At 62.3% G+C, this 15,564-nt stretch carries 8 protein-coding genes; 3 read left to right on the top strand and 5 right to left on the bottom strand.

Features of this window, described 5'->3' with window-relative positions:
• The first annotated feature begins 14 nt into the window (after positions 1-14).
• A complete protein-coding gene (locus tag VE26_RS03280) occupies positions 15-1,988 on the top strand; it encodes a putative bifunctional diguanylate cyclase/phosphodiesterase (protein WP_046103753.1) in 1,974 nt (657 codons plus the stop codon).
• 33 nt (positions 1,989-2,021) lie between these two features.
• Here VE26_RS03280 and VE26_RS03275 read toward each other — a convergent pair whose 3' ends face one another.
• On the bottom strand, positions 2,022-3,878 hold the full coding sequence (locus tag VE26_RS03275; RefSeq protein ID WP_046103752.1) for an ABC transporter ATP-binding protein: 1,857 nt from the start codon (positions 3,876-3,878) through the stop codon (positions 2,022-2,024).
• Between the two features lie 245 nt (positions 3,879-4,123).
• On the bottom strand, positions 4,124-5,971 hold the full coding sequence (locus VE26_RS03270) for an ABC transporter ATP-binding protein (RefSeq protein WP_046103751.1): 1,848 nt from the start codon (positions 5,969-5,971) through the stop codon (positions 4,124-4,126).
• Between the two features lie 425 nt (positions 5,972-6,396).
• Here VE26_RS03270 and pepN point away from each other — a divergent pair, with 425 nt between their 5' ends.
• The gene (gene pepN / locus VE26_RS03265) at positions 6,397-9,030 is read left to right on the top strand and encodes an aminopeptidase N (protein WP_046103750.1); all 2,634 of its coding nucleotides are present in this window, start codon (positions 6,397-6,399) and stop codon (positions 9,028-9,030) included.
• A 283-nt stretch (positions 9,031-9,313) separates the two neighbouring features.
• Positions 9,314-10,531 carry a sensor histidine kinase gene (locus tag VE26_RS03260; RefSeq protein WP_160297788.1) on the top strand — a complete coding sequence of 406 codons (1,218 nt, stop codon included), beginning with the start codon at positions 9,314-9,316 and terminating at the stop codon, positions 10,529-10,531.
• Here VE26_RS03260 and VE26_RS03255 read toward each other — a convergent pair.
• From VE26_RS03255 to VE26_RS03245, 3 genes are read right to left on the bottom strand one after another with little or no spacing between them, the layout of a single operon-like run.
• Positions 10,528-13,410: a bifunctional [glutamine synthetase] adenylyltransferase/[glutamine synthetase]-adenylyl-L-tyrosine phosphorylase gene (locus VE26_RS03255; protein WP_046103748.1), complete on the bottom strand. Its 2,883-nt coding sequence runs from the start codon at positions 13,408-13,410 to the stop codon at positions 10,528-10,530. The genes VE26_RS03260 and VE26_RS03255 overlap by 4 nt on opposite strands.
• Positions 13,411-13,454: 44 nt before the next feature.
• Positions 13,455-14,864: a sensor histidine kinase gene (locus VE26_RS03250; protein WP_046103747.1), complete on the bottom strand. Its 1,410-nt coding sequence runs from the start codon at positions 14,862-14,864 to the stop codon at positions 13,455-13,457.
• Positions 14,865-14,867: 3 nt separating this feature from the next.
• Positions 14,868-15,539 carry a response regulator transcription factor gene (locus VE26_RS03245; RefSeq protein WP_046103746.1) on the bottom strand — a complete coding sequence of 224 codons (672 nt, stop codon included), beginning with the start codon at positions 15,537-15,539 and terminating at the stop codon, positions 14,868-14,870.
• Positions 15,540-15,564: the final 25 nt, after the last annotated feature.

Here is a 15,564-nt window from a genome sequence, read left to right as displayed (position 1 = left end):
AGGGAACGAACTGCATGTCTATACTTCGGCGCTTCCGCCACCTGATGAATGAACCGCCGGATGTCCCGGAATTGCGTCTGGCGCAATGGCGGGCGCTCACCCGGCAGGTGCCGCTGCTCTATGCAATGCTGCTGTCCAATACGCTGATCGTGGCCTGGACCCACCTCGATACGGCGCCGATCGAACTAACCGTCTATATTCCGGCCGTCCTGACCGCTCTTTGCCTCGTGCGCATGATCCTGTGGCTGCGCACCCGCAATATCGAGCCGTCCCTCGAAAAGGCCCGGCGTGGCCTGTTGGCCATGGTGTGGGTCGCCGCTGGCCTGGCCATCGGCTTTACGGCCTGGAGCCTCACCCTCTTCCCCTATGGCGACGCCTATCTGCAGTCGCAGATCGCCTTTTACATGGGCATCACCACCATTGGCTGCATGTTCTGCCTGCAGCATGTGCGCGCCGCAGCGCTGGTGGTCGGTCTTTGTGTGCTGGGGCCCTTCACCGTCTTCTTTGCGACCTCCGGCCACGAAACTTTCGTGGCCATCGCCATCAACATGGTCCTGGTCATCGCGGCGCTGCTCATCATCCTGCTCAACAACAATCGCGATTTCGCCGCGCTGGTGACGTCGCGCAATGCCATCGCCCAGCGCCATGTCGAGACCCAGCGCCTGCTGGAAGAAAACTATAGCCTCGCCAATGTCGACGCTCTCACGGGCCTGCCCAATCGGCGCAGCTTCGACAATCACCTCGCAAAGACGCTGGCCGAATCCGCACGAAAGAACGGCATTATTGCCGTGGCCAGGCTCGATCTTGACGGCTTCAAGTCGGTGAACCAGACCTTCGGACAGCTGACCGGTGACCGCGTGCTGATCGAAGCAGCGCGGCGCATCACCGAATTGACGGGGCCCGGCACCTTCGTCGCCCGCCTCGATAGCAACAGTTTCGCCCTGATCCTGCGCAGCAGCGCCGTCGAACAGGAGAGCCTGGCGCGGCTCGGCACAATGCTGTGCTCGGCCATGCGCCAGCCCTTCGAAATGCCAAGCGGGCCCATCCGCCTTTCCGCCTCGGCCGGTTTTGCCGCCTCCATGGTCGGCGATACGGCCCATGCCCTCTACGACCGGGCCGATTACGCGACCTCCTGCGCCAAGCGGGAGACACGCGGCAATGCCATCGTCTTTTCCGATCACCATGCGAGCGAACTCAACAAGGTGCGCCGCATGGAGCACCTGCTGCACACGGCCCGCCTCGAAGACGAGATCTACATTCTCGTCCAGCCGCAATTCGACGTGAGCCTGGGCGCGACCACCGGCTTCGAGGTGCTGGCCCGCTGGCGCAGCCCGGTCCTGGGTGAAGTCTCGCCGGCCGAATTCATCCCCATGGCGGAACGCACGGGGCAGATCAGCAAGATCACCCAGATCGTCCTGCGCCAGGCGCTGGCGCTCAGCGGGTCCCTGCCCCGCAAGCTGCGCCTGTCGGTGAACCTGTCGGCCAACGACATCGGCTCGGCCACCGCCATCGAGCAGATCGTGGCGCTGGTGGGGGCGCAGGGCACGCCTTGTCGCGTCGATTTCGAAATCACCGAAACCGCCGCCATGCGCGATCTCAAGCAGGCCAATACCGCGCTGCTGGCGCTGCTCGGCCTCGGCGCCCGTATCGCGCTCGACGATTTCGGCACTGGTCATTCCAGTCTGACCCATGTGCAGAAGCTGCCGCTCAACCGCATCAAGATCGACCGTTCCTTCGTCATGGAAGTGACGAGCGATCCGGCCAGCCGCGCGATCGTCAAGACCATGATCGATCTGTGCCGCAATCTCGGCATTTCCTGCGTCTTCGAGGGCATCGAGACCGAGGAGCAGCTGGAAGCGCTGGTCTCTCTCGGCGGCCAGGTCATGCAGGGCTACCTCTTCGGCCGCCCCATGCGTCCCGCACAGCTCGAGGATTATCTGGCGCGCGAAGCCAGCCTGCAGCTGTTCGAAAGCCGCGCCGTCAGCTGAACGGGCGGAGCTTTCCAGCCCCGCCCATCCGGTTCAGTGTATGGCCTCGAGATCGAGGAAGCCGCCCGACTGCCGCTCCCAGAGCATGGCATAATGCCCGCCCGAGGCCAGAAGCTGGGCATGGGTGCCCTCCTCCACGATCCGGCCCTTTTCGAGCACAACCAGCCGGTCCATGGCCGCGATGGTCGATAGCCGGTGGGCAATGGCGATCACCGTCTTGCCCTGCATCAGCCGCGTCAGCTGCTCCTGGATCGCCGCCTCGACCTCTGAGTCCAGAGCCGAGGTCGCCTCGTCCAGTACCAGGATCGGGGCGTTCTTGAGCAGCACCCGGGCGATGGCGACGCGCTGCCGCTGCCCGCCGCTGAGCTTTACCCCGCGCTCGCCCACATGGGCGTCGTAGCCCTTGCGGCCCTGCGGGTCCGACAGCCCCATGATCACGTCATGCACATTGGCTTGCTCGGCCGCGCGGAACATCTCCTCGTCGGTCGCATCGTGGCGGCCATATTTGAGATTTTCCCGCACCGAGCGATGCAGCAGCGAGGTATCCTGGCTCACGAGGCCGATCGCTGCCCGCAGGCTTTCCTGCGTCACGCCCCGCACGTCGTGCCCGTCGATGCGGATGGCGCCGTCCTGCACGTCGAACATGCGCAAGGCGAGGTTCACCAGCGTCGACTTGCCCGAACCCGAGCGCCCGACGAGCCCGATCTTCTCGCCGCCCCGGACGGTGAGCGAGAAATCGTCGATCACCGATCCCTGCTTGCCGCGCCAATAGTTGAAGCTGACCCTGTCATAAGCCAGCTCCCCGGCCGTCACCGCCAGCGGCCTGGCCTCGGGCGCGTCCAGCATGGTCAGCGGCTGGGCGATGGTGTCCATCGAATCCTTGGTCGTGCCGACCTGGCGGAAGATGTTGGAGCCGATCTCGAGGATCCAGCCGCTCATGTTCATGATCTGCAGCGCGAAGGGGATCGCCGTCGCCACCGCGGCGGCGCTGAGCATGCCCTGGTTCCAGCCGGTCAGCGCCAGCCACGTCACCGAGACGACCAGCCCCGCATTGAGCAGGAACAGGATGGACCACATATAGGTGAAGACCCGCATGAGCTTCCGGAACTCGATGACGTGGTCCATCACGCTATCGGACACATATTTGTCCTCATGCCCGCCCGTAGCGAAGGTCTTGAGCGTCTGGATATTGGTGTAGCTGTCCACGATCCGGCCGGTCATGACCGACTTGGCTTCCGAGAGCGTCTCGGAATAGCGGGCGATCAGCGGCATGGTGATGGTGAAGAGGATGGCATAGAGCAAAAGCCATACCCCGATCGGCACCAGCAGAACCGGGTCGAGCTGGGCCAGCACCACGATGGCGACCACCACGAAGACCAGAGCATACCAGGCAGCATCGATGGTGAGGTTCACCCCGATCTCGACGGCTTCGCCGGCCTGAATGATCTTGTTGGCAATGCGCCCGGCAAAATCGTTCTGGAAGAAGGTCCAGCTCTGCCGGATGACGTGCCAATGGCTCTGCCAGCGGATCAGGTCCACGAGATTGGGCACGATGCCATGGTTGCGGATCAAGGTGTCGAGCAGGAATGCGGTGGGCCGCACCAGCACCACGACGAACACCATCCAGAGCAGGGTCTGGCCATGCTGGTCGAAGATTTCGCCTGGATTGGTTGTGGCCAGCATGCCGACCACGAGGCCGACAAAGACAGGCATGAGCGCATCGGCGACGGAGCCGATCGAGACCAGGATGAAGCGCAGGATGAACGCGCCCCGGAACTGGCCGACGAAGTAGAGGACGAATGCCTTGAGGCCCATCGGCGGCTGGCGGTCCTTGGCCAGGGCGATGGGGGAGTAGAGATTGTCGAAATAATTGACGACGCGGTTGAACATGTTCAGTGCTCGTATTCTGAGCCGCGCCTGACGCTGTTAGTGGGTTTCGGTCAGGTTCGGTGACGGTCTGTGGGTCTGGGTTGCAGGGAGGCGCGCTGATCGGGATTGCCTCTGTCCATGAACTTGATGATGTCACCCATCCGGGGTCTCCTTTTGCTTGTGTCTTTGCTTCTCCCCTTGAGGAAGAAGCTGCCCCGAAGGGCGGTTGAGGGATCGTCTGCCTTTTAGCCGACGACGTGGAACACCTATTCGGCCGCCTCTTCCTGGTCGGCATCGATGAAGCCGCCACTCTGGCGCTGCCAGAGCTGGCTGTAGATGCCGCCGGTTTCGAGCAGCTGGGCATGGCTGCCCTGCTCCACCACGCGGCCTTTGTCGAGCACGACAAGCCGATCCATCATGGCGATGGTGGACAGGCGATGGGCGATGGCGATCACCGTCTTGCCGTCCATCAGCATCTGCAGCTGGCTCTGGATGGCGGCCTCGACTTCCGAATCCAGCGCCGAGGTCGCTTCGTCCAGCACCAGGATCGGCGCATTCTTGAGCAGCACCCGGGCAATGGCAATGCGCTGGCGCTGACCACCGGACAGCTTCACCCCGCGCTCGCCCACATGGGCATCGAAACCCTTTCGGCCCTGCAGGTCGGACAGCGTTTTGATGAAGTCCGACGCCTCGGCCTTATCCGCTGCGGCCAGCATCATTTCCTCGGTCGCATCGGGGCGGCCATAGATGATGTTGTCGCGCACCGAGCGGTGCAGCAAGGAGGTATCCTGCGTCACCACGCCGATATTGGCACGCAGGCTGTCCTGCGTGACATGAGCAATGTCGTGTCCATCGAGCAGGATGCGGCCGTCGGCGCGATCGTAGAAACGCAGCAGCAGGTTGACCAGGGTGGACTTGCCTGCGCCCGAGCGCCCTACGAGACCGATCTTCTCGCCCGGCTCGATATGCAGGTTGAGATTATCGATCACCCCGCCCTTCTTACCGTAATGAAACGAGACATTCTCGAACTTGATGTCGCCCTTGATCGGCGGGAGCGCCTTGGCCTGGGGAGCGTCCGAGACGACACGCGTCACCGAGAGCGAGGAGATACCGTCGCGCACTGTACCGATGTTTTCGAACAGCGAGGACATTTCCCACATCACCCACTGGCTCATGCCCTGGAAGCGCATGACAAGGCCCAGCGACACCGCGAGCGAGCCGGGCGTCATCACGCCCTGCATCCAAAGCCAGATACCCGTGCCGCCCACGGCTGCCAGCAGCAGCGAATTGGACCACAGCACCAGCGTATTGAGCACGGTGAACAGGCGCATCTGCCGATAGGCGGTGTCGAGGAACTCGTCCATCGCCTCCTTGGCGTAGGTTTCCTCCCGGTTGGAATGGCTGAACAGCTTCACCGTGGCGATATTGGTGTAGCTGTCGACGATGCGGCCGGTCATCATCGAGCGCGCATCGGCCTGTTCCTGGGAAATCTTGCCCATGCGCGGGATGAAGTAGAACATCATCGACACATAGGCGACCAGCCAGAGCAGGAACGGAATGGCCAGGCGCCAGTCTGCCGAAGCCGCCAGGATCACCGCACCGGTGAAATAGACGACCACATAGACCAGCATGTCGAGCAGCTTCATCACCACTTCGCGCACGGCGAGCGAGGTTTGCATCAGCTTGGCGCCAATGCGCCCGGCAAACTCGTCCTGGAAGAAGCTCATCGACTGACGGATCAGATAGCGATGGCTCATCCAGCGAATGCGCTGGGGGAAATTGCCCAGCAGCGTCTGGTGCATGGTCAGCGTCGAGACCAGCGCAATGGCGGGCAGGAACACCACGATCATCGCGCCCATCAGCGCCAGCTTCCAGCCGTCGGTCTCGAGGAAGGTATCGGGATTGGCCCCGGCGAGCCAGTTCACCACATCGCCGATGAAACCGAAGATGACGATTTCGCCGATCGCGACCGCGGCCGCCGAGGCGGCCATCAGGGCCAGCCAGCGCTTGGCGCCCTTGCTGTAATGCAGGCAGAAGGCCAAGAGGCCCTTGGGGGGCTCGACCGGTTCGTCCTTTGGATAAGGGTTCAGCCGTGTTTCAAACCAACGTAGCATTTCAAATCACTCGTCTGGCAACGGGTCGCGTATCAGGGCCGGAAACAGCCGACCCGGCCGCGGCCGCGATCAGGCAGGATGGCCGACGGACAAGCCCGTGCGGAAATTTTGGAACCGACGCCCGTGCAGTCCGATTGGAGCAGGAGCGTCGTACATGAAGCGGCATGGTGCCCCCTCCCCAATGCCGTCGCAATTGACGGCGATGAGTCACACATGCAGCCTGAAGCCGCACAGGTTACACAAGAACGACGAATCGAGTGTCACCCGACAGACACAGCCGATGACCTTTATTCCGTCGCTGCAGAGCCCACCGCCCTGCCGCCCGGTGCCGGACGTCGGCGCTTTTGCGAAATTGATCTTGTGCACTAGACTTCGGCCAGCCACACCGCTCAGGCCGACCACAACCCGAACAATCGGACCGTTTCATGCGTACTGATACCGAACAGACCATCTACCTCAAGGATTACGCCCCCACGCCCTACAGGATCGTGTCGGTGGAGCTGGATTTCCGCATTCTCGAGGACAGCACGCGTGTTCGGGCCCAGTTGACGATCGAACCGCGCGAGGGCACTGCGCCCGGCACGGCCCTCGTTCTGGATGGCGACGACCTCAAGCTCGATGGTATCGCCATCGACGGCGCCCCGCTCATGCTATCCGCCTACCTGGCCGACGCCACCAGCCTCACCCTGATCGAGCCGCCCCATCGGCGCTTTGTGCTCGATACCGAGGTGACGCTGGACCCGGCTGCAAACACCAAGCTGATGGGGCTCTACCGCTCCAGCGGCACGTGGTGCACGCAGTGCGAGCCCGAGGGCTTCCGCCGCATCACCTATTATCTCGACCGGCCCGACGTGCTGGCGCCCTTTACCGTCCGCATGACAGCCCCGCTCGCCATTGCGCCGGTTTTGCTGGCCAACGGCAATCCCATCGATCGCGGCGATGCCGGGGATGGCATGCATTACGCGGTCTGGCACGACCCCTTCCCCAAGCCGGCCTATCTCTTCGCCCTGGTCGCAGGTGATCTGGGCTCGACTACCGACAGCTTCACCACGACGAGCGGCCGCAAGATCGACCTTGCGATCTATTGCACCCATGGCAAGGAAGGCGAATGCCACCATGCCATGGACAGCCTCAAGCGCTCCATGGCCTGGGACGAGCGCCGCTTCGGCCGGGAATATGACCTCGACATCTTCAACATCGTCGCCGTGTCCGACTTCAACTTCGGTGCGATGGAGAACAAGGGCCTCAACATCTTCAACGACAAGCTGGTCTTCGCCCAGCCCGAAACGGCCACCGATGCGAACTACCATTCCATCGAGCGCGTCATCGCGCACGAATATTTCCACAACTGGACCGGCAACCGCATCACCTGCCGCGACTGGTTCCAGCTCTGCCTCAAGGAGGGCCTGACCGTTTATCGCGATCAGGAATTCTCCTCGGACGAACACAGCCGGCCCGTGCAGCGCATTCACGACGTCCAGAACCTGCGCACCAACCAGTTCCCCGAGGATGGCGGGCCGCTGGCGCATCCGCCGCGTCCCGACCATTACCGGGAGATCAACAACTTCTATACGACGACCGTCTATGAAAAGGGCGCCGAGATCGTGCGCATGCTGGCCACCCTTTTGGGTGAGGCCGATTTCCGCAAGGGCATGGACCTCTATTTCGAGCGCCATGACGGCGAGGCCACCACGATCGAAGCCTTCGTCAAGGTGTTCGAGGATGCCACCGGCACCGACCTTGGCCAGTTCATCACCTGGTACCTTCAGGCCGGCACGCCGCAGGTCACCGCCTCCGACCGCTATGACGCGGACAGCCAGACCTACACGCTGACGCTGACCCAGAAGGTCGACCCCACCCCCGGCCAGCCGGACAAGCAGCCGCTGCTGATCCCGGTCCGCTTCGGTCTCCTGGGGCCCAATGGCAGCGAGACGAGCTGGACCGCCATTTCCGGCGCCACCGTTCGCGACGATCTCATCCTTCTTGATCGCGACAGCGTCACCCTCACCTTTTCCGGTATCGCCAACCGCCCGGTTCCGTCGCTGTTCCGCGGCTTCTCCGCCCCGGTCAAGCTGGCCTCCGGCCTGTCGCAGGACGATCTTCTGTTTCTGGCGCGCCATGACAGCGATCCGTTCAACCGCTGGGATGCCCTGCAAACCGTTTCCACCCATCTCATCGCCGAGGCCTCTGCAGGCCGACGCTGGTCCGCAGGAGATACCGATGCGCTGCGGAGCGCCGTCGTCGACACACTCGAAAACAGCGATCTCGATCCCGCCTTCAAGGCGCAGGCCATCGCCATTCCAGGCGTCAGCGCCATCGGTCGCCATATCGGCAAGGATGTCGATCCCGACGCCATCGCCAAGGCGCGGCTCGATCTCCTGAGCGAGCTTGCCGGCCCCATCGCCGAAAAGCTCGCCGCGCTTTACACAGCTCTGGCCATCGCCGAACCCTATTCTCCCGATGCGGCCCAGGCTGGCCGCCGCGCCCTGCGCAATGGCCTCATGCACCTTCTGGTCGCCGGAGCCGGTCGTGGCGATGTCGCGGCTGCGCAATACGAGAGCGCTACCAACATGACCGATCGCTATGCCGCCATGGCGATTTCGGCCCATTACTGGACCGAGCAGGCTCCGGCACTGCTCGGAGACTTCCGCACCCGGTTCGCCGGCGACCCGCTGGTATTCGATAAATGGCTCATGGCCTCCGCTCAGGCACCGGATGACGGCGCCATCGAGCGTATGCGCGCCATTCTCGCAGCGCCGGATTTCCCCCGCACCAATCCAAACCGGCTGCGTTCGCTCTTGGGCAGCTTCGTGATGAGCGGCTCCCCGCAATTCACCCGAGCCGACGGTGCCGGCTTCCGCTTCGTGGCCGAGGCGGTCGCCGAGATCGATAAGGTCAACCCGCAGGTGGCCTCGCGCATCCTGACCGGTTTCCGCATCCTGCCCATGCTCGAAGCGGGTCGTCGGGAGGCAGGCCGGTCAGCGCTCGAAGCGCTGAAATCCCAGCATAGCCTCAGCCGCAATGTCGGGGAAATCCTCGACCGCATCCTCGCCGTCTGACGGCTTAGCGCCAGATTGGCCTTAGGCCGGCAAGGGACGATGTCAGCGTCAACAGGGTGCTGACATCAATGCCTCAAAAGTGGATTTTGGCGTGGCCGGATTGCGGCGAAACTTTGGAAGAATTTTTCTTCGCCGCTAAGTGATTCAGCTGACTCCGCTTTTTCCGCCGAGGCCATTTTGGGGTCGTTCGGCGGTCTGGACAAAGCCCCCCAACCTGATTCATAGCTTATTAAGGGCAAGATTGGGTTTGGGGGCTAAACCCCTTTCAAGAATGGAGAATTTCATGCGGACGTCGGAGGTTTCCGACGCCGGCGCACTTGGATTCCGCGCCGGCAAGGACCAAGCAGCAAAGCGCTTTCCCCAGATCAGTCTGGTCGTTGCCGCCACTGCCTTCCTCTCCGCCGCCCTCTTCGTGACCTATGACATCTCCCAGACCCTGGCTCCGCCGTCATTCGTGACCGCAACCGGGACCCATCCCATTGAATTTTCAGACAGTTTCATTGCCATTTCCCGTGCCGCCATGTTCGGCGAGGACCGCCCGGCTCTCGCGACACCCCAAGTAGCCGAGGAAAACACCCTTGCCGGCCTCGCCGGTCGCGGCATGATCGCTTTCACCCTTGCCGGCTTCATCACTTTGACCGCCTCGCGGCGTCGCGATGGCCAGGATCCCGATCAAGCCAGGCGCGAAGTCGAGCGCCAGCGCACCGAGGCCGCGCTGGCCACCATCCGCGAGGAACAGCGCAAGCTGGCCCGCCAGTATCACGAAGAAAAGCTGAAGGCCGAAGCCGCCAACCGAGCGAAGACGAATTTCCTCGCCCATGTCAGCCATGATATCCGCACCCCGCTCAACCACATCATCGGCTTCGCCGAACTGATGGAACACGAAACCTATGGGCAATTGGGCGACGAACGCTACCGAGACTATGTCCAGTCCATAAAGACGTCCGGTCAGCACCTGCTGCATTCCTTCGCCACTATCCTCGACCTCGTCGAGCTAGAGGGCGGCCAGAAAGCGCTTCGGCAGGACATCGTGCTGGTGGACGAAGTGATCGACAGCGTCGTGCGTCGTTTTCAGAACCAGATCACCCGCGCCGGCTTGCGGTTCAAGATCGGCGCCCCGACAGGCGCGGTGTTGCGTGGCGATCGGCTCGGCCTCGTGCGCATGGTGGGCAACATGGTCGACAACGCCATCCGCTTCACCCATACCGGCGGCACGATTGCCCTGACCACCTATGCCGCCGAGGATGGCGTCGTCATCGAGATCAGCGATACCGGTATCGGCATGAGCGAGGAACGCCTTGCCAGCCTCAGCCAGCCGTTTGCGCTGGGCGACGCCACCTTTACGCGAGACGGCCACGGCCCGGGCCTGGGCATCTCCATCGCCCGGGCGATCGCCGAGCAGAGCGGCGGACATTTGGTGATCGATTCCGCCCCGTCCCTTGGCACGACAGTGGCAATCTCGTTGCCGACCGAGCCGGCCGCCGCAGAACTCGCCGCCTAGCCCAGAGCTGACGCGGTCTCATACCACGCCGACGCTGCTTCTGCGACTTCGCCCCGCATCTGCTCGACGTCTAGAGCCAGACGCTCGAAATCGGGGTAGTGGGCCAGCTGTGCCAGAAGATCTCGAAACGCGGGGGGCCAGGCGTCATCCTTGAACGGGCTTAACAGGGCAGAACTCATCACCTGCAAAATTGTGGCGTAGACATCATGGATTTGCGCCAAACGCTGACCTTGGGTCACAAGTCCGATTTCGCCCAAGCGCGCCAGAACCTTATGGGTGCCAGCCTGGGGCAGAGCAATCCTCTCGCCCGCCACCAGCTGTGCCGATTGCGCGATGAATTCGAGGTCCACCAACCCACCAGAGGCCAGCTTGAGATCGAAGGGATGGCGCGGCTTGCGCTCACGAGCCATCAACGCGCGCATGGCCACTACATCCTCTACTGTCTTTTTGGCATCGCGTTTCCGCTGCATGATCTGAGCGATCTCTGCGTCCACCTTGGCAGCAAGTCCGCCCGTGGCGGCGACGACACGGGCCCTGCTGAGGGCGAGATGCTCCCAAGTCCAGGCATTGTCCTTGTGGTAGGCGCGAAAGCCCGAAAGGCTCGTCGCCAGCGGACCGGCATTGCCCGAGGGTCGCAGTCGCATATCGGCATCGTAGAGCACGCCCTCAGCCGTCGGCGCAGAAATGGCCGCGACCAAGCGCTGTGTCAGCCGGGCGAAATAATGAGGGGTCGAGAGGCTGCGCTCGCCGTCAGATTCGGTGTCTGGGGCCTCATAGAGCAGGATGAAATCGAGATCCGAGGTAAAGGTCATCTCGCCACTGGCCATCTTGCCGAAGGCGAGGAGTGCCACTTCGGCTCCGTCTATGCGTCCGTGGCGCTGGGCGAATTCGTCCTGAACTTTGTCAAACAGACGATGCAACAAGGTTTCCGCCAGCGCGGTGAACTGCTCTCCCGCAGCTTGGGCGCTGACCGTGCCGGATAAAAGTCCGGCAGCAATCAGGAATTTTTGTTCCTGGCCGATAATGCGGGCCCGGTCGATCAATTCCTCATAGGAACGGGCATCGGACAGAAATGCGTCCACCTTGGCGACGAGGATATCGCGGTGTGTCACGTCGTCCGCGAAAGCGGGATCAATCAGGCCATCAACCACGTGAGCCCGATGGATCACAGCCTCTGCCATGCGCGGCGCTGAGGCCATGAATTGCACCAGGAGCCGACGTAATTGCTCATGGTTGCGTAACAAGGCAAAGAGTTGCACGCCTGCGGGCAGGCGAGAGAGAAAATCGTCCATCCGCGCCAAGGCCGCGTCGGCATTGCCGGTGAGCGACAGAGTCTTGAGCAAGGCTGGAAGAAGTTCGGTCAAATGCGCCCTAGCAGCGGACGTTCGTGTGGCGGCATAGCTACCATAATGCCATTTGCGCACGATCTCGATCGCCCGATGGGCATCGGAAAAGCCCATCACGGTCAGCGTTTCCAGCGTACCCGGGTCGTCGTCGCTGCCGGTAAAGACCAGATTGCCTTCTCCCGAGCCAAGCGTTTCGCCCTCGGTGAACAATTCAGCGTAATAGCGAGCGACCAGCTCGAGAGCGTTCCGATAATCCTGTTCGAAACGAAGGCAATCTGCCTCGCCCATCAGCCGACCGATGACCGACACCCCTTCTGGCGTGTCAGGCATGATGTGGGTCTGCTCGTCGCGCAGCATCTGCAGCCGGTTTTCCACCGCGCGCAGATACCAATAGGTGCCGGTCAGCTCCTCGCAAGCCAAGGGGGTAATCCAGCTGGCCTCCGCCAAGGCTGCAAGGGCTTCTGCCGTCGGCCGGACGCGGAGCGCCTTGTCCCGGCCGCCGGCGATCAATTGCTGGGTCTGAGCGAAGAACTCGATTTCACGAATGCCGCCGCGACCCAGCTTGACGTTGTGGCCCTCGACGCGGATGTCGCCCACCTTCTTTGAGACATTGATCTGTCGCTTCATCGCCTGGATGTCGGCAATGGTCGCGAAGTCGAGATGCTTGCGCCAGACATAGGGCGCTAGTTCCTTGATGAAGGCATTGCCGACCTGCCTGTCGCCGGCACAGGGGCGCGCCTTTATCCAGGCGGCCCGTTCCCAATTCTGTCCGCGCACCTCGTAATAGGCAATGGCGGCATCGACGGACAAAGCGACGGGGGTGGAACCCGGATCGGGCCGCAGCCGAAGATCGGTGCGGAAGACATAGCCGCCAAGCTGCTGATCCTCCATCAGCGCCACCAGCTTCTGCACCATGCGCGAATAGATCTTGGTGGCTTCGGAAGGGTCCGTAAGGACAGGCTTCTGCGGATCGAAAAAGGCGACGATGTCGATGTCGGAGGAATAATTGAGCTCACGGCCGCCATGCTTGCCCAATGCGAAGAGGGCAAGGCCCGAATGAGCCGCCCTCGCCTGTTCCGCTGGAATGGCCAGCTGGCCCTTCTCGGCGGCCTGACGCATCAGCAGATCAAGACAGGCCTCAAGGGCGGCATCGGCAAGATCGGACAGGGCCTCGGTCGCACGAGCTGTCGTCCAGACGCCGCCAGTTTCCGCCAAAGCCGCGAGAAGCGCCGTGCGTCCCTTGGCAAGGCGCAGGACCCGGGCAACATCATTTTCATCGTCTTCACGCCCGGAAGTCGTCACCTCGGCCAGGACTTCGGCAAAGACGCCGTCAATGTCGCCTTCAAGGAGATCGGCGAGCCATTCCGCATGCTCCCTGGCCAGGCCGAGCAAATAGGGCGCCGATTCCAGCAGGGTGCCCAGAAGTGCCGAGGCTTGGCGAAAAGCCGACGCCGCATCTTCGGACACTTCGTGCAGCAGGCGATCGAATTGCGGGTGGGAAATCGGCGGCAAGGGCGCGAGAAGGGTGCTCATGTCAGAGGGATAGCTTGCACTCGGCCAACCGACAAGGCAGCGCGTCAGCCTGAGGGCAGTTCGAGGACCGCTCTTACGCCCGGCTCATTATCTTCTATGCGGAACTGCCCCCCATGGAGCCGCGCCACGGCGTTGACCAATGCCAGGCCAAGACCCGAGCCGGGTTCGGAGCGGCTTTGCTCAAGGCGGACAAACCGCTCCAGCACGCGCTTGCGATCGGCTTCAGGAATACCGGGACCATTATCGGCGACAACGATCTGTACAGTGTCGGCGCTGCGCTTCAAGCCGACACTGATCCGGCCGCGCGCACCATCATCAGGGCGAGCGTATTTGATGGCGTTTTCCAGAAGGTTCACCATGGCCTGCCCGATGAGCTCACGGTTGGCCTTGAGGGTCACGTCCATCTCGATCTCGGCGGTGACGTCGATCTCGGCATCTTCGGCAACGGGGCCGTAAAGCTCAGCCACATCGGCGACGATGTCGCTGATATTGATGTCAGACAAAGCCCCGGAGGGGGCTCCAGCCTCTACCCGGGCAATCATCAGCAAAGCATTGAAGGTACGGATCAATCTGTCGCTTTCGTCGATCACGACCTCCAGCGCCTCCTGGCGGGCCTCGTCGCTGGCAGTGTCGCGTAGCGCCGCCTCGGCCTTGCTGCGCAGTCGAGTCAACGGCGTCTTGAGGTCGTGCGCGACATTGTCGGTCACCTCCTTGAGTCCCTGCAGCAACTGCTCGATACGGTCCAGCATGGCGTTGAGGTTGGTAGCCAGCCCGTCGAACTCATCGTTGCGTCGCGTGACAGGAACACGCTCGGAAAGGTTGCCCGACATGATCTTGGTGGAGGTATCGCGGATCGTATCGATCCGTCGCAGCACCCGGCGCGCGGTAATGCCGCCGGCAATTGTAGAAAACAGAATGATGCCGGCAACTCCGAGCAGAAAACTTTGCAGGATGATGGCGGAATAACCTCGGCGTTCGACAACGTCGCGGCCGACAACCAGACGCATGCCATTGCTGAGCTCAACGGATCGGACCACAGCCACGCCAGAGCGGCGCGGAGCATCAGGCCCGGAAGCGTCATCGCCCCAGGGATTGGGCCTTTCGTAATCGAAACTGTAGATCCCTGGCTCGATAAGAACCTCAGGGGGGACATCGCTGACATTGCCCAGCAGCATCAGGCCGGAGGCATCGCCGAGAAAATAAAGACCAGGACCGGGTTGTGTTGACAGCCGGTTGACCGAAAAAGCAAGCGCTCGAATGCCCTGCATGGCCTCGATCCGTTGGAACAGGCGCACTTCACGATCAATGTCGTCGGTCTGCTGACGCTGGATCTGAATGCTCGACTGCCAGCCGATGAAGGCCATCAGCAAGATTGCGAACACGCTGAAGATGGCAATGAAGGTGGCTGTCAGGCGAACGGTGGATGTGCGCCAGACCTGGGCAAAGCGGCTCACGGCCTATTCCCTGATCATATATCCAGCCCCGCGGACGGTATGCAGCAGGGGAATGGCGTGGCCCTTGTCGATCTTCGAGCGTAACCGGGACATGTGCACGTCGATGACGTTGGTCTGGGGATCGAAGTGATAATCCCAGACATTTTCCAGCAGCATGGTGCGGGTGACGACCTTGCCGGCATGCTTCATCAGATATTCTAGCAGGCGAAATTCGCGCGGCTGCAGCAATATCGCTTCGCCGTCGCGTTCGACCTTGCGGCTGAGCCGGTCCAGCGTGAGGCCCGCCACCGAATAGCTGGTCGCTGCTTCCGCCGGGCTTGACCGCCGCGCGAGAACCTCGATACGCGCCAGCAATTCCGTAAAGGCGTAGGGCTTGGTGAGATAATCGTCCCCGCCTGCCCGGAGGCCGGTCACGCGATCATCGACTTCGCCAAGGGCGGACAGGATCAGCACCGGTGTCTTGTCGTCTTCGGCGCGCAGGCTTTCGACGATAGAGAGGCCATCCCTGCGGGGCAGCATGCGATCGACCACAAGCACATCGTAATCCATGCCGGAGGCCATGGCGTAACCGGTTTCACCGTCGGCGGCATGGTGGGTGACATGCCCGGCCTCATCCAGCGCCTGGACAAGATAGCTTGCCGCCTCCCGATCATCCTCGATCAGCAAAATCTTCAAGACCCGACGCTCCTTTCGAAGCGGC

It is taken from the genome of Devosia chinhatensis, from assembly GCF_000969445.1.
Taxonomy (GTDB): domain Bacteria; phylum Pseudomonadota; class Alphaproteobacteria; order Rhizobiales; family Devosiaceae; genus Devosia; species Devosia chinhatensis.
This window is presented reverse-complemented; position numbering and strand designations above follow the sequence as displayed.